16 protein-coding genes are annotated in these 18957 nt (G+C 59.5%); 11 read left to right on the top strand and 5 right to left on the bottom strand.

The window, feature by feature from the left end:
- Window position 1: 1 nt before the first annotated feature.
- Together HU718_RS01525 and HU718_RS01520 are read right to left on the bottom strand one after the other, a co-directional pair.
- Window positions 2-652 (bottom strand): HAD family hydrolase, encoded by a 651-nt coding sequence (locus tag HU718_RS01525; protein WP_150708352.1) that lies wholly within the window; start codon window positions 650-652, stop codon window positions 2-4.
- A gap of 29 nt (window positions 653-681) precedes the next feature.
- Window positions 682-1227: a gamma carbonic anhydrase family protein gene (locus HU718_RS01520; protein WP_186613125.1), complete on the bottom strand. Its 546-nt coding sequence runs from the start codon at window positions 1225-1227 to the stop codon at window positions 682-684.
- A gap of 88 nt (window positions 1228-1315) precedes the next feature.
- Here HU718_RS01520 and prlC point away from each other — a divergent pair, with 88 nt between their 5' ends.
- The 3 genes from prlC (at window position 1316) to HU718_RS01505 (ending at window position 5811) form a co-directional block, all read left to right on the top strand.
- Window positions 1316-3367, top strand: coding sequence for an oligopeptidase A (prlC, locus tag HU718_RS01515; RefSeq protein WP_186613127.1), 2052 nt, complete (start codon window positions 1316-1318; stop codon window positions 3365-3367).
- The gene (locus HU718_RS01510; RefSeq protein ID WP_016983445.1) at window positions 3364-3654 is read left to right on the top strand and encodes a YheV family putative zinc ribbon protein; all 291 of its coding nucleotides are present in this window, start codon (window positions 3364-3366) and stop codon (window positions 3652-3654) included. Before prlC ends, HU718_RS01510 begins: the two co-directional genes overlap by 4 nt.
- 111 nt (window positions 3655-3765) lie before the next feature.
- Window positions 3766-5811, top strand: a complete 2046-nt coding sequence (locus HU718_RS01505) for a M3 family metallopeptidase (protein ID WP_186613129.1) — start codon at window positions 3766-3768, stop codon at window positions 5809-5811.
- Here HU718_RS01505 and HU718_RS01500 read toward each other — a convergent pair.
- The gene (locus HU718_RS01500) at window positions 5798-6442 is read right to left on the bottom strand and encodes a dual specificity protein phosphatase family protein (protein ID WP_186613131.1); all 645 of its coding nucleotides are present in this window, start codon (window positions 6440-6442) and stop codon (window positions 5798-5800) included. The two genes, HU718_RS01505 and HU718_RS01500, sit on opposite strands and share 14 nt — an antisense overlap.
- A 302-nt stretch (window positions 6443-6744) precedes the next feature.
- On the opposite strand from HU718_RS01500, the gene HU718_RS01495 reads away from it, so the two are divergent.
- The 4 genes from HU718_RS01495 (at window position 6745) to HU718_RS01480 (ending at window position 11725) form a co-directional block, all read left to right on the top strand.
- Window positions 6745-7491 (top strand): gluconate 2-dehydrogenase subunit 3 family protein, encoded by a 747-nt coding sequence (locus HU718_RS01495; protein ID WP_102902581.1) that lies wholly within the window; start codon window positions 6745-6747, stop codon window positions 7489-7491.
- A 2-nt stretch (window positions 7492-7493) separates the two neighbouring features.
- Window positions 7494-9278 carry a GMC family oxidoreductase gene (locus tag HU718_RS01490; protein ID WP_016983441.1) on the top strand — a complete coding sequence of 595 codons (1785 nt, stop codon included), beginning with the start codon at window positions 7494-7496 and terminating at the stop codon, window positions 9276-9278.
- Window positions 9279-9290: 12 nt separating this feature from the next.
- Window positions 9291-10592: a c-type cytochrome gene (locus HU718_RS01485; protein ID WP_186613133.1), complete on the top strand. Its 1302-nt coding sequence runs from the start codon at window positions 9291-9293 to the stop codon at window positions 10590-10592.
- Between the two features lie 74 nt (window positions 10593-10666).
- Entirely contained in the window at window positions 10667-11725 is a 1059-nt protein-coding gene (locus HU718_RS01480) for a PA0069 family radical SAM protein (protein WP_150730885.1), read from the top strand.
- A 102-nt stretch (window positions 11726-11827) separates the two neighbouring features.
- Here HU718_RS01480 and HU718_RS01475 read toward each other — a convergent pair whose 3' ends face one another.
- Window positions 11828-12157, bottom strand: coding sequence for a hypothetical protein (locus HU718_RS01475; protein WP_016983438.1), 330 nt, complete (start codon window positions 12155-12157; stop codon window positions 11828-11830).
- Between the two features lie 473 nt (window positions 12158-12630).
- Between HU718_RS01475 and HU718_RS01470 the strand changes: the two genes are divergently transcribed.
- Together HU718_RS01470 and HU718_RS01465 are read left to right on the top strand one after the other, a co-directional pair.
- Window positions 12631-13359, top strand: a complete 729-nt coding sequence (locus HU718_RS01470; RefSeq protein WP_007911720.1) for a carbonic anhydrase — start codon at window positions 12631-12633, stop codon at window positions 13357-13359.
- A 90-nt stretch (window positions 13360-13449) separates the two neighbouring features.
- Window positions 13450-14976 (top strand): SulP family inorganic anion transporter, encoded by a 1527-nt coding sequence (locus HU718_RS01465; protein WP_016983437.1) that lies wholly within the window; start codon window positions 13450-13452, stop codon window positions 14974-14976.
- 135 nt (window positions 14977-15111) lie between these two features.
- On the opposite strand, the gene HU718_RS01460 is transcribed toward HU718_RS01465, so the two are convergent.
- The gene (locus HU718_RS01460) at window positions 15112-15762 is read right to left on the bottom strand and encodes a hypothetical protein (protein ID WP_150708343.1); all 651 of its coding nucleotides are present in this window, start codon (window positions 15760-15762) and stop codon (window positions 15112-15114) included.
- Between the two features lie 369 nt (window positions 15763-16131).
- Between HU718_RS01460 and coxB the strand changes: the two genes are divergently transcribed.
- Both coxB and ctaD read left to right on the top strand, forming a co-directional pair.
- Entirely contained in the window at window positions 16132-17259 is a 1128-nt protein-coding gene (gene coxB, locus HU718_RS01455; protein WP_150708342.1) for a cytochrome c oxidase subunit II, read from the top strand.
- 82 nt (window positions 17260-17341) lie between these two features.
- Window positions 17342-18928, top strand: a complete 1587-nt coding sequence (gene ctaD, locus HU718_RS01450) for a cytochrome c oxidase subunit I (protein ID WP_095119635.1) — start codon at window positions 17342-17344, stop codon at window positions 18926-18928.
- The last annotated feature ends 29 nt before the right edge of the window (window positions 18929-18957 follow it).

Genomic DNA, 18957 nt, shown 5'->3' with positions numbered 1-18957 from the left:
ATCAGCGCTGCAAAAAGGCCTGATGCAACTCGTCCAGCGTTTCAAAGTGATAAGCCGGGGCTTCGGCATTCAACTCTTCAAAACTGCCAAACCCATAACCGACCGCCGCCGCATCCAACCCATTGCTGCGCGCCCCGATCAGGTCATGCTTACGATCGCCGATCATCAGCGTATTCGCCGGGTCCAGCCCTTCTTCCGCCATCAAGTGCGCAATCAGCTCAACCTTGTTGGTCCGCGTGCCGTCCAGCTCGCTGCCATAGATCACCTTGAAGTGCCGGGCGAAATCAAAGTGCCGGGCAATCTCGCGGGCAAATTCCCATGGCTTCGAGGTGGCGATGTACAACTGCCGTCCTTGGCCACTGAGGGTTTCCAGCAAGGGCGTCACGCCCTCAAATACGCGGTTCTCATACAGACCAGTTACCTTGAAGCGCTCACGATAGAAATTCACCGCCTGCCACGCCTTGGCCTCGTCAAACTCATAGAACTGCATAAATGCCTGCAACAACGGCGGGCCGATGAAGTGCTCGAGTTTGGTCAGATCAGGCTCATCGATACCGAGCTTGGCGAGGGCGAACTGGATGGAACGGGTGATGCCCTCACGCGGGTCGGTCAGGGTGCCATCGAGGTCGAACAGTACGGTTTGGTAATGCATGGGTATTCCTGAGCGGTCGCGATTTCGATTCAGAGTGTGTCGTAGCCTTCGGCCAGATGCAGGTCCTTGAGCTTCACGTAGTTGGCGGCGCTGTAAGTGAAGAAGGCTTTTTCCTTGTCGGTCAGCGGGCGAACCTGTTTCACCGGGCTGCCGACATACAGGAAGCCAGTTTCAAGGCGCTTGCCCGGCGGCACCAGGCTGCCGGCGCCGATGATCACGTCGTCTTCAACTACCGCGCCGTCCATGACAATGCTGCCCATGCCGATCAACACGCGGCTACCGACGGTGCAGCCATGCAGCATGACTTTGTGGGCGATGGTCACGTCGTCGCCGATCAGCAGCGGGAAGCCGTCCGGGTTGAACGGGCCGGCGTGGGTGATGTGCAGCACGCAACCGTCCTGGACGCTGGTGCGCGCACCGATGCGGATGCGGTGCATGTCGCCACGGATCACAGTCAGCGGCCAGACGGAGCTGTCTTCACCGATTTCGACGTCGCCGATAACCACCGCCGAGGCGTCGACAAACGCGCCTTTGCTCAGGCTGGGGGTGTGATTCTGGTACTTGCGAACGGACATGATAATTTCTCTCTCTGTCGCCGATAGCTGCGGTGAATGCCGATTGTAATTAAGATGGGGCAATGTTTCCCCAGCCAAGGTGCCAACCGTGAGCGTGAACAACCCTCTGCTGCAGTCCTACGACCTGCCACCGTTCTCCACGATCCGTGCCGAACACGTCCTGCCCGCCATCGAAACGATCCTGGCCGACAACCGCGCCGCCATCGCCGAAATTCTCAAGACTCAAGGCCAGAACCCTACATGGGCCGGCCTGGTCCTGGCGATGGACGAACTCAATGACCGCCTCGGCGCTGCCTGGAGCCCGGTCAGCCACCTCAACGCCGTGTGCAACAGTGCCGAACTGCGTGAAGCCTACGAGTCGTGCCTGCCAGCCCTGAGCGCCTACTCCACCGAGATGGGCCAGAACCGCGAACTGTTCCAGGCTTATGAAGCGCTGGCCAACAGCCCGGAAGCCGCCACTTTCGACGTGGCGCAAAAGACTATTCTGGAACACGCCCTGCGTGACTTCCGTCTGTCGGGTATCGACCTGCCGGAAGCCGAACAGAAGCGCTATGCCGAAGTGCAGAGCAAACTGTCCGAGCTGGGCAGCCGCTTCTCCAATCAACTGCTCGACGCCACCCAGGCGTGGACCAAGCATGTCACCGAAGAAGCCGCCCTCGCCGGCCTGACCGATTCGGCCAAGGCGCAGATGGCGGCCGCTGCACAGGCCAAAGGCCTCGACGGCTGGCTGATCAGCCTGGAATTCCCGAGTTACTACGCGGTGATGACCTACGCGCAAGATCGTGCGCTGCGTGAAGAAGTCTACGCCGCCTACTGCACCCGCGCCTCGGATCAAGGCCCGAATGCCGGCCAGAACGACAACGGCCCGGTGATGGAAGAGATCCTCGACCTGCGCCAGGAACTGGCCAAGTTGCTGGGTTTCGCCAGCTTCTCCGAACTGAGCCTGGCCACCAAAATGGCCGAGTCCAGCGATCAGGTGCTGAGCTTCCTGCGCGATCTGGCCAAGCGCAGCAAACCGTTCGCCGCGCAGGATCTGCAACAGCTGCGTGCTTACGCCGCCGAACAGGGCTGCGCCGATCTGCAAAGCTGGGACAGCGGTTTCTACGGCGAGAAGCTGCGTGAACAACGCTACAGCGTCGCCCAGGAAACCCTGCGTGCCTACTTCCCGATCGACAAAGTGCTGGGCGGCCTGTTCGCCATCGTCCAGCGCCTGTACGGCATCGAAATCGCCGAGCAAAAAGGCTTCGACACCTGGCACCCGGACGTGCGCCTGTTCGAGATCAAGGAAAACGGTCAGCACGTCGGCCGCTTCTTCTTCGATCTCTATGCCCGCGCCAACAAGCGAGGCGGTGCGTGGATGGACGGCGCTCGCGATCGGCGTCGTACCGTCGACGGCGTGCTGCAAAGCCCGGTGGCCAATCTGGTGTGCAACTTCACCCCGGCCGACAGCGGCAAGCCTGCGCTGCTGACCCACGATGAAGTGACCACGCTGTTCCACGAATTCGGCCATGGTTTGCATCACCTGCTGACCCGCGTGGATCACGCCGGTGTTTCCGGGATCAACGGCGTGGCGTGGGACGCAGTCGAGCTGCCGAGCCAGTTCATGGAAAACTGGTGCTGGGAGCCGGAAGGCCTCGCGCTGATTTCCGGTCACTACGAAAGCGGCGAGCCGCTGCCGCAGGACCTGCTGGAAAAAATGCTCGCGGCGAAGAATTTCCAGTCCGGCCTGATGATGGTCCGTCAGCTCGAGTTCTCGCTGTTCGACTTCGAATTGCACGCCACCCACGGTGACGGCCGCAGTCCGCTGCAAGTGCTCGAGGGCGTGCGTGATGAGGTGTCGGTGATGCGTCCGCCAGCCTACAACCGCTTTCCGAACAGCTTCGCGCACATCTTCGCCGGCGGTTATGCGGCGGGTTACTACAGCTACAAGTGGGCAGAAGTGCTGTCAGCGGATGCCTTCTCGAAATTCGAAGAAGACGGCGTGCTCAACGCTGAAACCGGTCGCGCCTTCCGCGAAGCGATTCTGGCGCGCGGCGGTTCGCAGGCGCCGATGGTGCTGTTCGTCGACTTCCGTGGCCGTGAGCCGTCGATTGACGCACTGTTGCGCCACAGCGGCCTGAGTGAGGACGCGGCAGCATGAGTGAGGGGCCTGTGATTACCAAGAAACGCTTTATCGCCGGGGCAGTCTGCCCGGCGTGCAGCGAGCCGGACAAGCTGATGATGTGGAACGAGGACAGCGTGCCGCACCGTGAATGTGTGGCCTGCGGTTATTCGGATACGCTGAACGAACAAGGCCTGTCGGTTCCCAAGGAGTTGGGCACGCGAGTCAACACCAGCGCGCTCAAGCCGACGGCGGACAAGACCGTCCAGGCGGTGCAGTTCTTCCCCAATCCGAAACTGAAAAAAAAGCCTGACGAGCAACACTGAGCCACTGCCACCTTCCACCACTTGCTGGTGGAAGGTGGTAACTATGTACCGCCCTTCCCCTACGTTTTCTCCCTAGGCTGGCACTTTCAGCCACGCCTCAAGGAAGACGCCATGCCTGACACCAATCCGCTGTTACAACACTGGACCCTGCCACCGTGGTCGGCGATACGCGCCGAGCATCTGGGGCCGGCAATCAACGTGATCGTTGCCGATAACCGCCGGATCATTGCCCAAGTAATCGCCAGCCAGACCGAGCATCCGGGCTGGGACGATCTGGTGGTGGCCGTCGATGAAGCCGATGCTCGTCTGGATGAAGCCATGGGCATCATCGAGATACTCTCGACGGTCAAAGTCGACGACGTCGATTGGCTCAGGGAAAGCGCCTTGTGCAGCCTCACCGCGGACCGATACAGGGCCGAAAAGGCCGCCAATCTGGCGTTGTATCGTACTTACCAACGGCTAGCCAACAGCTCGATCGCAGCAAGTTTCGATGGTCAGCGCCAAGCCTCGCTGGCGAAGATTCTGCGCAAGTTCCGCTTGTCCGGGATTGAGCTGCCAACTGCGCAACAGCAAAAACTTGCCCGCCTGAACCGCGATATCCGGCGTCTGGAACAACTGTTCCTGAGCAATCTGGAGCAGGCCAGCGCCGCATGGCACAAACGCATCGACGACGTCACGCAGCTCGATGGTTTGTCTGCTGCGGTGAAGGCGCGCCTGGCGCTCAATGCCAAAGAGGCAGGACACGACGGCTGGCGACTCACGCTGGATCAGAACACTTATCGGCAGATCATGACTCATGGGCAAAACAGGGCACTGCGGGAAGAGTATTTCACTGCGTGGTTCACCCGGGCATCCGATCGCGGCCGGCAGCCGGACAAAGCCGACAATGATCCGGTGCTGACGTTGCTGGTCGCCTTGCGTCACGAGAAAGCCAGATTGCTGGGGTGCGAGAATTTCGTCCAGTTTCGCCTTGAAAACCGCATGGCCACCTCGCCTGAGCAAGTCGGCACCTTTGTCCGCCAGCAAGCCGCGTTGAACACGCCGGCCTTGCTGCGCGACGCCCGGGCTCTGAACGCATTCGCGCTGACACAGGGGATTGCGCCAGTACAGCCATGGGATGAAGACTTTCTCGCCGAGCAGTTACGCCTCCAACAATTGAACGGTGCACTCAAGGGCCTGCGTCAGTATTTTCCGCTCGAGGGTACGTTGCGCCGGCTCTGTCAGTTCAGCGAGCGTATGTTCGGTGTCGATATCATCGAACAGACGTCTGCCGAGCACTGGCATGAAAGCATTCGGCTATTGGAGGTGCGCGAACACGGGCAAGTGATCGGGCATATCTACATCGACCCTTATCACCGCGACGATGCCGCCGATTACGCGTTCACCAGCGCCTTGCGCATCCGCCGGGTCAATGCCGAAGGACGCCCATCACTGCCGATTGCCCACCTTTACAGCAACTTTCCCGCCGCCACAGACGAGCATCCTTGCCTGCTCTCCCACGAAAATCTGCGGGTGCTGTTCCACGAGTTCGGCCACTGCTTGCAACATGTTCTGACGCGCTCGCCCCATCGCAACCTGTCGGGGATATCCCAGTTGGGCCGCGATACGGCCGAGTTCGCCGGGCAGCTGTTCGAACACTGGTGCCTGTCACCCGAGTTTCTGGTGTGGCTGGGAGCTCATTATCAGAGCGGCGAGCGGTTGACGTTGGCGCGAGTCAACACAGCCCTGACGGCCATTGGTGCTCACACCAGCCGGACAACTGCCATGCTGTTGATGTCAGCATTATTCGATCTGCAGTTACATCGCAGCCATGGCGATGGTCGCAGCATCGAGCAAATATTCGAGGACGTGCAACGCGAGAACCCGCACCTGCAAATGTCGGGCTATTACCGCTTCGCCTATGGATTCGACTACCTGGCGACCGGCTATGAGGCATCGGTCTATGCCTACAAATGGTCAGGCGTACTGGCTAGCGAAGTGTTCAAACGGTTTCAACGCGAAGGCCTGTTCGCCACCCAGACGGGACGGGATTTTCGCGAGGCGTTCTTCTCCCCCGGCGATTCCCGCTCATTGCTGAACTCGGCACATGCGTTTCTTGGCGAGCCGGTCAATGCACAACTGTTTGCAGCCGCGACCCCTGCGGTTACTTCAGATTGACCGTCTGAAACCAGCTCTTCATCGAGCAGGTCGCGAACGCGCTGGTGCTGCAATCGCCATTAGCCAGCGCGGTGCGCAGCTTGTCGACATCGGCCTGCATCATGTAGCGCACGCTCTCGCGAAAATGCCCGCTTTCACCAAAGCCGCCCTGGGTCATTTCGCTCAAGGCGTCTTCTTTGCTCCAGCCCTGCACCACAACGCGATACATCGCCGCCATCAACCCGGTGCGGTCAGAACCGTGCTTGCAATGCATCAGCACCGGGCCGCTGGCCTCTGCAGTCTGAATCGCACGCAGGGTCTTGAGTACATCGGCGTCGTCAACGTGATTGGTGCGATAGGGCAATTGCACTTGATTGATGCCGGAGTCGGACAACCAGTTGCTGTCTGCTTCCGGTAGAAAGTTGATCACCGTGGCGACCTTGAGATTTTTCAGCAACGGCACCGCGCCGTCATCCGGCAACGCGCTGCGATAGAGCGTCGGCGACATCTGGAACAGGTTGTATTGCACTTCGACCGGTTGCGCCCACTCAGTCGGGCGAACCGTCGATGCCGGCTGCGCCTGGACTGCTATCGAGGGCAACAGCGCTAAAAACGATAAACACAAAGCCGGGAAAAAACGCACTCGGGACATGCTGGGGTGACCGTGTCGGGATTCATGATGAGGAGAAACACAGCTTCGGCGTCGGGCGGTCAAAGCCCTGTGAGGCGCCTGTCAAAGAAACGTGAATCCGCATGTTTTCCAGCACTGCCATTAAGAAAACCGGTGTTTTTTCCGCTGAATCGGTTTATCCGGAAGCTTAGCCTGCTACCATTTGTCACATCATGTTGCAGACGCGTCCCCTTTCTCCGGGTCAGACCGGATCCGTCTCGACGAAAATTCCTCAAGCCGCTCGCAGAAGCGGCTGTCTCCTAATGCCTGATGAGGTGCACCCCATGTCTGATGAAGATCGAGACAACCCGCGGCGTGAGTTTTTGCGCAAATCCCTGACCCTGATTCCGGTTGTCACTTTGGCCGGTACCGGTCTGGGCAGCAGCGTCCTGCAAGCGGCACCTGAAACCGCACCTGCTGCACCCGCGCCGCAATCGGTGCGCACTGATGCCAGCGCTTACCAACCGAGCTATTTCACGGCTGAGGAATGGGCGTTTATCAATGCCGCCGTCGCGCAATTGATTCCCAACGATGCCCAAGGCCCGGGTGCGCTCGAAGCCGGTGTACCGGAATACATCGACCGCCAGATGAACACGCCGTACGCCGCCGGTGCCCTTTGGTACATGCAGGGCCCGTTCAATGCTGACGCCGCTCCCGAGATGGGCTGGCAGAGCAAACTGGTACCCAAAGAGATCTATCGCCTCGGCATCGCCGCCACGGATCAGTGGGCAAAATCCCTCAACGGTAAAGTATTTGCTGAGCAAGACAGCGCTACCCGAGACGATTTGCTCAAGCAACTTGAAGCTGGCAAGCCGCAATTCGACGCGGTTCCGGCAAAGATTTTCTTCAATCTGCTGCTGCAAAACACCAAGGAAGGGTTCTTCTGCGACCCGATCCACGGCGGCAACAAAGGCATGGTCGGCTGGACCATGATCGGCTTCCCCGGCGCCCGCGCCGATTTCATGGATTGGGTGGAACGCAACGAGCAATACCCCTTCCCGGCAGTTTCGATTCGCGGCGAGAGGGCGTAAGCATGGCAACGGTAATGAAGAAGGTTGACGCAGTCATCGTCGGTTTTGGCTGGACCGGCGCGATCATGGCCAAGGAACTGACCGAAGCGGGCCTCAACGTGCTGGCGCTGGAGCGCGGGCCGATGCAGGACACCTACCCCGACGGCAACTATCCGCAGGTGATCGACGAACTCACCTACAGCGTGCGCAAAAAACTCTTTCAGGACATCTCCAAAGAAACCGTCACCATTCGCCACAGCGTCAACGACATCGCCCTGCCGAACCGCCAGTTGGGCGCGTTCCTGCCGGGCAATGGCGTCGGCGGTGCCGGCCTGCACTGGTCGGGTGTGCACTTCCGGGTCGATCCGATCGAGTTGCGCATGCGCAGCCACTACGAAGAGCGCTACGGCAAAAGCTTTATCCCCAAGGACATGACCATCCAGGACTTCGGCGTCAGCTATGAAGAGCTGGAACCGTTTTTCGATTTCGCCGAAAAAGTCTTCGGCACCTCGGGTCAGGCCTGGACGGTGAAGGGCCAACTGGTCGGTCAGGGCAAGGGCGGCAATCCATACGCGCCGGATCGTTCCAACCCGTTCCCGCTGGAAGCGCAGAAGAATACGGTTTCCGCACAACTGTTCGGCAAAGCGGCGACAGAAGTCGGCTACAAACCCTACAACCTGCCGTCCGCAAATACCTCCGGGCCTTACACCAACCCTTACGGCGCACAAATGGGGCCGTGCAACTTCTGTGGTTTCTGCAGCGGTTATGTCTGCTACATGTACTCCAAGGCGTCGCCTAACGTGAACATTCTGCCGGCGCTGAAACCGCTGCCGAATTTCGAGCTGCGGCCTAACTCGCACGTGCTGCGCGTCAACCTCGACAGCACGAAATCCAAAGCCACCGGCGTGACCTACATCGACGGACAGGGTCGCGAGATCGAGCAACCGGCGGATCTGGTGATCCTCGGCGCGTTCCAGTTGCACAACGTGCGTCTGATGCTGCTCTCCGGCATCGGCAAACCGTACGACCCGATCAGCGGCGAAGGCGTGGTCGGGCGTAACTTCGCCTACCAGAACATGGCGACCATCAAGGCGTTCTTCGACAAGGACACCCACACCAACAACTTCATCGGTGCCGGCGGTAACGGCGTGGCGCTGGACGATTTCAACGCCGACAACTTCGACCACGGCCCGCACGGCTTCGTCGGTGGCTCGCCGATGTGGGTCAACCAGGCCGGCAGTCGGCCGATTGCCGGCACCTCGAACCCGCCGGGCACTCCGGCCTGGGGCAGCGCTTGGAAACGCGCGACCGCCGATTACTACACCCACCAGGTGTCGATGGACGCCCACGGTGCGCATCAGTCCTACCGTGGCAACTACCTTGATCTCGATCCGGTGTACCGCGATGCCTACGGTTTGCCGCTGCTGCGCATGACCTTCGACTGGCAGGAAAACGACATCAAGATGAACCGCTTCATGGTCGAGAAAATGGGCAAGGTCGCTGAAGCAATGGGGCCGAAAGCGATTGCAGTGATCGGCAAGAAGGTCGGCGATCACTTCAACACCGCCTCTTACCAGACCACCCACCTTAACGGTGGCGCGATCATGGGCACCGATCCGAAGAAGAGCGCGCTGAACCGCTACTTGCAGAGCTGGGACGTGCACAACGTCTTCGTCCCTGGCGCCTCGGCGTTCCCGCAGGGTCTTGGCTACAACCCGACCGGACTGGTTGCCGCACTGACCTATTGGTCGGCGAAGGCGATCCGCGAGCAGTACCTGAAAAACCCCGGCCCGCTGGTTCAGGCTTAAGGAGCGACGACCATGAAAAATCTCGTTATCGCGACTTTGGCGCTGCTCGGCAGTGCCTCGATCCATGCGGCCGACGTTGATCAAGCTTTGATCAAACAAGGCGAATACCTTGCCCGCGCCGGTGACTGCGTGGCGTGCCACACCGCCAAGAACGGCAAACCGTTCGCCGGTGGTCTGCCGATGGAAACGCCGATCGGCACGATCTACTCGACCAACATCACCCCGGATAAAACCGGCGTCGGTGAATACAGCTTCGAAGACTTCGATCAGGCCGTGCGCCATGGCGTCGCCAAAAACGGTAGTACCTTGTACCCGGCGATGCCGTATCCGTCCTATGCCCGTGTCAGCGAAACCGACATGCAAGCGCTGTACGCGTACTTCATGCACGGCGTCGCACCGGTCGCGCAGGAGAACAAGGCCAGCGACATCCCGTGGCCGTTGAGCATGCGCTGGCCGCTGATGGGTTGGCGCTGGATGTTTGCGCCGAAGGTCGAGGACTACAAGGCGACCGGGGACGACGCCGTCATCAACCGTGGCGCCTATCTGGTCGAAGGCCTGGGCCATTGCGGTGCCTGTCACACACCGCGCGCGCTGACCATGCAGGAAAAATCCTTGAGCGCGGCCGATGGCAGTAACTTCCTCGCCGGCAGTGCGCCGCTGGAAGGCTGGATCGCCAAAAGCCTGCGCGGTGATCACAAGGACGGTCTGGGCAGTTGGAGCGAGGAGCAACTGGTGCAGTTCCTCAAGACCGGGCGCAGCGATCGCAGCGCGGTGTTCGGCGGGATGAGCGATGTGGTCACCCACAGCATGCAATACATGACCGATGCCGACCTGACAGCGATTGCCCGCTACCTCAAATCGCTGCCGGCCACTGATCCGAACGATCAACCGCATCAGTACGATGAGAAAGCCGCCAAAGCCCTGTGGAATGGTGACGACAGCCAGCGCGGAGCGGCCGTGTACATCGACAACTGCGCGGCGTGCCATCGCACCGACGGCCACGGCTATACCCGCGTGTTCCCGGCGCTGGCGGGCAATCCGGTGCTGCAATCGGACGATCCGACTTCGCTGATCCATATCGTGCTCAAGGGCGGTACGCTGCCAGCGACGCACACTGCGCCTTCGACCTTCACCATGCCGGGTTTCGCCTGGCGCCTGTCGGATCAGGAAGTGGCGGACGTCGTGAGTTTCATCCGTGGCAGCTGGGGCAACAAAGGCGCGCCGGTGAAGGTCGCCGATGTCGCCGAACTGCGCAAGGAAGATATGAAACACACCTCCAGCGATGACCTCGGTCAGGTGACGCAACACAACTGACCAGTCGCCCGACGGCACTAGCCAGACGCGCAACGCCCCGATACTGTGTGCATATACAGTATCGGGGCGTTTTCATGTCTACTCCATTGCCACCTCGCGGTCGCGGCACCGCGACCAACCCGCACAACCGCTTCGCACCGAACCGTTCGGTGGCCGAGGATGACGGCTGGTTTCAGGAAGTGCCGCTGACGCAAGGTACTGAAGTGATGATCGAAACCGCCAAAACCATCATTACCCGCAACACTTCACCGGATCTGCCTTTCGACCGTTCGATCAACCCCTATCGAGGCTGCGAACACGGCTGCATCTATTGTTATGCGCGGCCCAGCCACGCCTATTGGGACATGTCACCCGGGCTGGATTTCGAAACGAAACTGATCGCCAAGACCAACGCCGCCCAAGTGCTGGAAGAACAGCTCGGGAAAAAAGGCTATCAATGCGCACCGATCAATCTGGGTTCCAACACCGATCCATATCAGCCGATCGAGCGCGAATACAAGATCACCCGCCAGACCCTTGAGGTGCTCTTGCGCTATCGGCACCCAGTGACCATCGTCACCAAGGGTTCGCTGATCCTGCGCGACCTCGACCTGCTCACTCGGTTGGCAGAGCAACGGCTGGTAGCCGTGATGATCAGCCTGACCACGCTGGATGACGAGCTCAAACGCATCCTGGAACCGCGTGCCGCCGCACCCAAAGCGCGGTTGCGAGCCATTCGGGTGATGCGCGAGGCCGGCATTCCGGTGGGCGTGCTGTGTTCGCCGATGATCCCGATGATCAACGACAGCGAAATCGAAAACCTGCTCACCGAAGCCCACGCCGCCGGTGCGCAAAGCGCTGCCTACATGATGTTGCGTCTGCCGCTGGAAGTGGCGCCACTGTTCGAAGAATGGCTGGCAGCGCACTATCCGCAACGCGCCGCGCATGTGCTGAGCCTGATCCGCCAGAGCCGTGGCGGCGACCTCTACGACAGCCGTTTCGGGGCGCGGATGCGTGGTGAAGGGGTGTTCGCCGACCTGCTCGCGCAGCGATTTGCCAAAGCCATAAAGCGTCTTGGCATGAATCATCGCGAAGGCTACAACCTCGATTGCACGGCCTTCTGTCCGCCGGGTCGCCAGATGGCATTGATCTAAGAGCAACTGGCTAAGCGCTGAGTCAACGCACCAATCGAAAGGAAGGAATGAAACTTCAAAGCCGAGGCCAACATGAAAGTTCACGCTGACCTCGGCGATGACTCAGGGCTTGATAATACTGTTATACGCCTTGGCCAGGGCTGCCAGTTTCGCTGTGTCTTGAGAATCAATATCGCCGTCGCCGTCGATGTCGCTTGCGACAGGTGCAACGTTAAAAGTTCTACCGCGATTGCGCGAGATGGCCCCTACTATCCTGGAATCTACCAGCGTCTCCGTCACTTCATTAGTGAGCGGGTCGCGATGCTCTTGTTTGGTCGCCAATTGCATCGTAATCAAAATGTCAGATCTTGAACCGTTAGCGTGTAAACCCTCAATCACTGTGCGATCGAGGAAGATGCCTCGAATACTTTTTCCACGCGCAATACTTGTCATTTAAAACTCCATTTTTATCTGATTTGCCATCATGGCAGCCCTCATATTACGAGCCGATTGATAAAAAACCATCGGACATCTGTTTCGTAAAATATGTATCGCAAGGAGTCTTGTTGCCTGACCTCTTGAACAGATCGGACCATACCTGCACCGGACGGAACGGGCATACGCACGCGCACGCAGGGATTGTTGATCCGCCTTCTGTCCGCCGGGTCGCCAGATGTCTTTGATTTAGCGACAATTGGCCTATGGTTGAGGGGTTGGAATCCTTCCGCGGAAAACACCCAGTCACGTTTTTTGTGACCTGGAACACACGTTCTAGAGCGTTTGATTCAGTTTGAGTTAAGTTTCGGCGGCTACCTTGTTCATCGAGTGACTGACGGGTCGGGATGACCCGGATGTTTTAAACAGCCACTGGCTTCATACCGGAATACATGGGAACGACTCCCCTAATCCGCCAAAGAGGATGAATCATGAGTGACAAGGATAAACAGCCGTTGGCTGCGTCGGCGCAAACCCCTGAAGCGGAATCCGCCGATGCAGCGCTGCGCCAGATCGTAGACGGCTTTTTGCATTTTCATCATGAGGTCTTCCCACAGCAGGAAGAACTCTTCAAGAAACTCGCCACGGCCCAGGCGCCCAAGGCGATGTTCATCACCTGCGCCGACTCGCGCATCGTCCCCGAGCTGATTACCCACAGCTCGCCCGGCGATCTGTTCGTGACCCGTAACGTCGGCAACGTCGTGCCGCCTTACGGGCAGATGAACGGCGGCGTTTCCACCGCGATCGAATACGCGGTACTGGCGCTCGGCGTGCAGCACATCATTATCTGCGGCCACTCCGATTGCGGCGCCATGCGTGCAGTGCTCAATCCGGACAGCCTGGAAAAAATGCCGACGGTCAAAGCCTGGCTGCGCCACGCTGAAGTCGCGAAAACCATGGTGCATGAGAACTGTAACTGCGCCGACGAAAAAGAAAGCATGCCGATCCTCACCGAGGAAAACGTCATCGCCCAATTGCAGCACTTGCGTACCCATCCTTCGGTAGCCTCGCGCATGGCGAACGGTCATTTGTTCATCCATGGCTGGGTCTACGACATCGAAACCAGCGAAATCAAAGCTTACGACGCGGATCAGGGCCGTTTCCTGCCGCTCGACGGTAGCCATCCGATTCCGGTGGCGACGCCCAAAGCGCGCTTCTAAATCTTCCTAAACATCTGTGTGGTTTGACGCCGGCCGCTGTTTCAGCGGTTCGGCGAAGCCATGCCTGAAGAAAACTTCGGGAGAATCGCCATGCGTGCGGCTCAATTGAAAGCGGTGTTGCCACGGGAGTTGCTCGCTTCAGTGGTTGTGTTTCTGGTCGCGTTGCCGCTGTGCATGGGTATCGCGATTGCGTCAGGGTTGCCACCGGCCAAGGGTTTGATCACCGGGATCATCGGCGGTCTGGTGGTCGGTTGGCTGGCGGGCTCGCCGTTGCAGGTCAGCGGGCCGGCTGCGGGCCTAGCGGTGTTGGTCTTTGAACTGGTACGCCAGCACGGCATCGAGATGCTCGGGCCGATTCTGCTGCTCGCCGGTTTCCTGCAACTGGTCGCCGGGCGCTTGAAGCTCGGTTGCTGGTTTCGGGTCACGGCGCCAGCGGTGGTCTACGGCATGCTGGCGGGGATTGGCGTATTGATCGTGCTGTCGCAGGTGCATGTGATGCTCGATGCATCACCGAAGCCTTCTGGCCTGGATAACCTTACGGCGTTCCCGGCGGCAGTGGCGCAGGCCTTGCCGTCGTTCGGCTGGCAGGCCGGACTGCTCGGACTGTCGACGATTGCGGTGATGTGGCTATGGGAAAAATTCCGCCCACATTCGTTGCGCTTCGTTCCGGGTGCATTGCTCGGTGTCGGTCTGGCGACCGGGGCAAGTCTGTTGCTCGCTTTGCAGGTCAAGCGCGTTGAAGTACCGGCGAATCTGGCGGAGGCCATCGATTGGTTGAAACCTGCGGACCTGCTTAGCCTTGCCGATCCGACTCTGCTGATTGCTGCGTTTGCGGTGGCGTTTATCGCCAGCGCGGAAACGTTGTTGTCTGCCGCAGCGGTGGATCGCATGCACAGCGGCGTGCGTTCGGATTTCGACCGCGAACTGTCGGCGCAAGGTGTCGGCAACATGCTCTGCGGTCTGCTCGGCGCGCTACCGATGACCGGGGTAATCGTGCGCAGTTCGGCCAACGTCCAGGCCGGCGCGACCACGCGTTATTCGACGATCTTCCATGGTCTGTGGCTGCTGGCGTTCGTGCTGTTGCTGTCGAGTGTGCTGCAAAGCATTCCGGTGGCGAGTCTGGCCGGTGTGCTGGTTTACACCGGGTTCAAACTGGTCGATCTCAAAGCGTTTCGAGGCCTGGGACGTTATGGGCGCATGCCGATGTTCACCTATGCGGCGACAGCGCTGGCGATCATCTTCACTGACCTGCTGACGGGCGTGTTGATCGGTTTCGGTCTGACGATGTTGAAACTGGCGTTCAAGGCGTCGCGGTTGAAGATCAGTCTGATCGATCTGCCCCAGGACGGTGAGATGGAGTTGCGTCTGGTCGGCGCGGCGACATTCCTCAAGGTGCCGGCGCTGACGCAAGTGCTGGGCAGTATTCCGCAGGGAACGACGGTGCATGTGCCGCTCAATAACCTGAGCTACATCGACCATTCGTGTCTGGAGTTGCTGGAAGAGTGGGGCCGGGCGAATGCGGCGAAGGGGTCGAAGCTGTTGATTGAGTCGCGCGGGTTGAAGCGCAGGCTTGAAGGACGGATTCGAACCACTACCGGTATCGGCGCTGCCGGCTAAAAACGCCCTGTTGCGATAAACCTTGTGGGAGCGAGCCTGCTCGCGAAAGCGGTGGATCAGCCAACAGAGATGTTGAATGATCGACCGCATTCGCGAGCAGGCTCGCTCCCACATTGGATCTATGGCGTATGAGGCTTACGCAGCAGGCTGATCGAGTTCCAGACCCACACCCAGTCGCCGCCCCATGCACGGCCAGCGTTTCCACGCGGCGCCGGTGTCCGGGCTGCTGAGTTTTTCGCGGTAGACCTCTACCGATTCCAGGGCAAAACTCTCATCGTTGAGCATCTCGTCAATGGCGTGATGCACCGCTTCGTCCAGTTGGTTGGCAAATTCCTCACCGATCAATTGGTGAGCAATCAAGTTGGCGACCGTCATGTCCAAGGGGATCAATGGCTGGCCGAAATGCTTGATGTACAGGTCGTTGACCTCTTCGACAAAACGGTGCGCCAGATAGGCTTCGTCAAGCAGGCTGTCCAGGCCAACGTGCCCGGCCATGATGGCTGGCGGCTGGAGGAAATACTGCTCGGCGATTTTCAGCACCGGTTTGATCTGTGATTCGATTCCCGCTTCCCTGGCAACTTCATTGGCTGCATCCAGCAGGTCTGGCACTTCATCAATGTAGGCGGCGACAAAACGCGTCAGCACACCATTGGCGTCGGCTTCCGGCAATTGGATCGCCGGGTGTAAATGAGGCAGCTTGCTTTCCAGCTGACGGGTCAGCAGGCCGGTGTCTTTTTCGTGTTGTTGGGCTTTTTGGATCTGCTCGCGCAATGCGGCGGTGTTCATGAAAACTCCAGGAAACAAGGCAATGAAATAGGGAAGACATAACTTAGCTGGCTTACGAAAAATGCTAAGACGCATTTGTCATAATTATTTCATCCTTGATGCACCTGCGTTATATCGGTTTGCCACCACTCGTCTGCATCCTTCTCCATTCGTGCCCTTGAACGCAAGTCCCGGCTGTTTCAGTTGATTTACGTCCTCACATTGCAATTCTCAGTCGCTGTCTATACTCGCCAGTGAATGGAGTTAGCTGATGACGCCCGACTGCACCCGCAGCAAGGCCCGGCGATTCAAGTTCGTAGTCTGATGCAGCCGCTCCCTTGCCGCAGGCGAAAGCCGGCGGGATAACAAGAACGATAAGGGGAACCCGCAATGATGCGACATCCACACGTCTGGATGGGCCTCCTGTTGTGGTCGATTTTCAGCCCGGCGCACGCCGCCTGGACTGTGAATATGGCGCCTGGAGCGACTGAAATCAGTCACGCAGTATTCGACCTGCACATGACCATTTTCTGGATCTGTGTGGTGATCGGGATCATCGTCTTCGGCGCCATGTTCTGGTCGATGATGGTGCACCGCCGTTCTACCGGGCAGGTCGCCGCAAAATTCCACGAAAGCACCGGCGTCGAAATCATGTGGACCGTCGTGCCGCTGCTGATTCTGGTGGCCATGGCCGTACCGGCGACTGCCACCCTGATCAAGATGTACGACACCAGTGAGCCGGACATCGATATCCAGGTCACCGGTTATCAGTGGAAGTGGCACTACAAATACCTGGGCCAGGACGTCGAGTTCTTCAGCAACCTGGCCACCCCCGCCGAACAGATCCACAACAAGGAAGCCAAGGGCGAGCACTACTTGCTTGAGGTCGACAAGCCATTGGTGCTGCCGACCGGGGCCAAGGTGCGCTTCCTCGTGACCTCCGCCGACGTTATCCATTCCTGGTGGGTGCCGGCCTTCGCGGTCAAGCGCGATGCGATCCCGGGGTTCGTCAATGAGGCCTGGACGCGTGTCGACAAGCCCGGGCTTTACCGTGGCCAGTGCGCCGAACTTTGCGGCAAGGATCACGGCTTTATGCCGATCGTGGTCGAGGTCAAGGACAAGGCCGATTACGAGAAGTGGCTCGCCGAGCGCAAGGCCGAGGCCGCGCAGCTTAAAGAGCTGACCAGCAAGGATTGGACCCTCGACGAACTCAAGGAGCGCGGCGACAAGGTTTATCACACCACCTGCGTTGCCTGTCACCAGGCCGAAGGCCAAGGCCTGCCGCCGATGTTCCCGGCACTCAAGGGCTCGAAAATTGCCACCGGCCCGATCAAGGATCACTTGAGCATTGTCTTCCACGGCAAACCCGGCACCGCCATGGCGGCATTCGGCAAACAGCTGTCGGAAGTCGATATCGCAGCGGTCGTGACCTACGAACGTAACGCCTGGGGCAACAACAAGGGCGACATGGTCACGCCAAAAGAAGTGCTGGAGCTGAAACAGGCGGAAAGCAAATGAGCCGGTCTATCGCGTACTTCGTGAACCGGCCGGGGCACCACGCCCCGGCCCGCCCCGCCCACTCACGTAAAGGAGACCGGCCATGAGCGCTGTCATCGATGACCACGGTCATGCCGACCACGCCCACGGCCCCGCCAAAGGCCTGATGCGCTGGGTACTGACCACCAACCACAAAGACATCGGCACGCTGTACCTGTGGTTTGCGTTCCTGATGTTCCTGCTTGGCGGCTCGTTCGCCATGGTGATCCGTGCCGAGCTGTTCCAGCCCGGTTTGCAGATCGTCGAGCCGGCCTTCTTCAACCAGATGACCACCATGCATGGTCTGGTGATGGTTTTCGGTGCGGTGATGCCGGCGTTCGTCGGCCTCGCCAACTGGATGATCCCACTGATGGTCGGCGCGCCAGACATGGCCCTGCCACGGATGAACAACTTCAGCTTCTGGCTGCTGCCGGCGGCGTTTCTGCTGCTGGTCTCGACCCTGTTCAGCCCCGGTGGCGGGCCGAACTTCGGCTGGACCTTTTACGCACCGCTGTCGACGACTTACGCGCCGGAAAGCGTGACCTTCTTCATCTTTGCCATCCACCTGATGGGGATCAGTTCGATCATGGGCGCGATCAACGTGATCGCGACCATTCTCAACCTGCGCGCCCCCGGCATGACGCTGATGAAAATGCCGCTGTTCGTCTGGACCTGGCTGATCACCGCGTTCCTGCTGATCGCGGTGATGCCGGTGCTGGCCGGGTGCGTGACGATGATGCTGATGGACATCCACTTCGGCACCAGTTTCTTCAGCGCTGCCGGTGGCGGTGACCCGGTACTGTTCCAGCATGTGTTCTGGTTCTTCGGCCACCCTGAGGTGTACATCATGATCCTGCCGGCGTTCGGCGCGGTCAGCCAGATCATCCCGACCTTCGCGCGCAAACCGCTGTTCGGCTACACCTCGATGGTCTACGCCACAGCGAGCATCGCGTTCCTGTCGTTCATCGTCTGGGCGCACCACATGTTCGTGGTCGGCATTCCGTTGGTGGGCGAATTGTTCTTCATGTACGCGACCATGCTCATCGCCGTGCCGACCGGAGTCAAGGTGTTCAACTGGGCCAGCACCATGTGGCAAGGCTCAATGACCTTCGAGACGCCGATGCTGTTTGCAGTGGCGTTCGTGATCCTGTTTTCCATCGGCGGTTTCTCCGGGCTGATGCTGGCCATCGCCCCGGCGGACTTCCAGTACCAGGACACCTACTTTGTGGTCGCGCACTTCCACTATGTGCTGGTGCCGGGGGCGATCTTCGGGATCTTCGCCTCGGCCTATTACTGGTTGCCGAAATGGACCGGGCACATGTACGACGAAACCCTCGGCAAGCTGCATTTCTGGCTGTCGTTCGTCGGCATGAACCTGACCTTCTTCCCGATGCACTTCGTGGGCCTGGCGGGGATGCCGCGACGGATCCCGGACTACAACCTGCAGTTCGCCGACTTCAATATGGTTTCGTCGATCGGCGCGTTCATGTTCGGTGCCACGCAGATCTTCTTCCTGTTCATCGTGATCAAGACCATTCGGGGTGGCGAACCTGCACCGGCCAAGCCTTGGGATGGTGCGGAAGGTCTGGAGTGGAGCGTGCCGTCACCGGCGCCGTATCACACCTTCACCACACCGCCGGAAGTGAAATGAACACAGATCTCCCTGTGGGAGCGAGCCTG

Origin of the sequence: Pseudomonas tensinigenes (assembly GCF_014268445.2) — a bacterium.
Taxonomy (GTDB): Bacteria; Pseudomonadota; Gammaproteobacteria; order Pseudomonadales; family Pseudomonadaceae; genus Aquipseudomonas; species Aquipseudomonas tensinigenes.
This window is presented reverse-complemented; position numbering and strand designations above follow the sequence as displayed.

Excerpts from the sequence above, each read along its gene's own strand:
- HU718_RS01525 (WP_150708352.1), bottom strand. The coding sequence starts at position 652 with ATGCATTACCAAACCGTACTGTTCGACCTCGATGGCACCCTGACCGAC.
- HU718_RS01520 (WP_186613125.1), bottom strand. The coding sequence starts at position 1,227 with ATGTCCGTTCGCAAGTACCAGAATCACACCCCCAGCCTGAGCAAAGGC.
- HU718_RS01510 (WP_016983445.1), top strand. The coding sequence starts at position 3,364 with ATGAGTGAGGGGCCTGTGATTACCAAGAAACGCTTTATCGCCGGGGCA.
- HU718_RS01505 (WP_186613129.1), top strand. The coding sequence starts at position 3,766 with ATGCCTGACACCAATCCGCTGTTACAACACTGGACCCTGCCACCGTGG.
- HU718_RS01500 (WP_186613131.1), bottom strand. The coding sequence starts at position 6,442 with ATGTCCCGAGTGCGTTTTTTCCCGGCTTTGTGTTTATCGTTTTTAGCG.
- HU718_RS01495 (WP_102902581.1), top strand. The coding sequence starts at position 6,745 with ATGTCTGATGAAGATCGAGACAACCCGCGGCGTGAGTTTTTGCGCAAA.
- HU718_RS01490 (WP_016983441.1), top strand. The coding sequence starts at position 7,494 with ATGGCAACGGTAATGAAGAAGGTTGACGCAGTCATCGTCGGTTTTGGC.
- HU718_RS01485 (WP_186613133.1), top strand. The coding sequence starts at position 9,291 with ATGAAAAATCTCGTTATCGCGACTTTGGCGCTGCTCGGCAGTGCCTCG.
- HU718_RS01480 (WP_150730885.1), top strand. The coding sequence starts at position 10,667 with ATGTCTACTCCATTGCCACCTCGCGGTCGCGGCACCGCGACCAACCCG.
- HU718_RS01475 (WP_016983438.1), bottom strand. The coding sequence starts at position 12,157 with ATGACAAGTATTGCGCGTGGAAAAAGTATTCGAGGCATCTTCCTCGAT.
- HU718_RS01470 (WP_007911720.1), top strand. The coding sequence starts at position 12,631 with ATGAGTGACAAGGATAAACAGCCGTTGGCTGCGTCGGCGCAAACCCCT.
- HU718_RS01465 (WP_016983437.1), top strand. The coding sequence starts at position 13,450 with ATGCGTGCGGCTCAATTGAAAGCGGTGTTGCCACGGGAGTTGCTCGCT.
- HU718_RS01460 (WP_150708343.1), bottom strand. The coding sequence starts at position 15,762 with ATGAACACCGCCGCATTGCGCGAGCAGATCCAAAAAGCCCAACAACAC.
- coxB (WP_150708342.1), top strand. The coding sequence starts at position 16,132 with ATGATGCGACATCCACACGTCTGGATGGGCCTCCTGTTGTGGTCGATT.
- ctaD (WP_095119635.1), top strand. The coding sequence starts at position 17,342 with ATGAGCGCTGTCATCGATGACCACGGTCATGCCGACCACGCCCACGGC.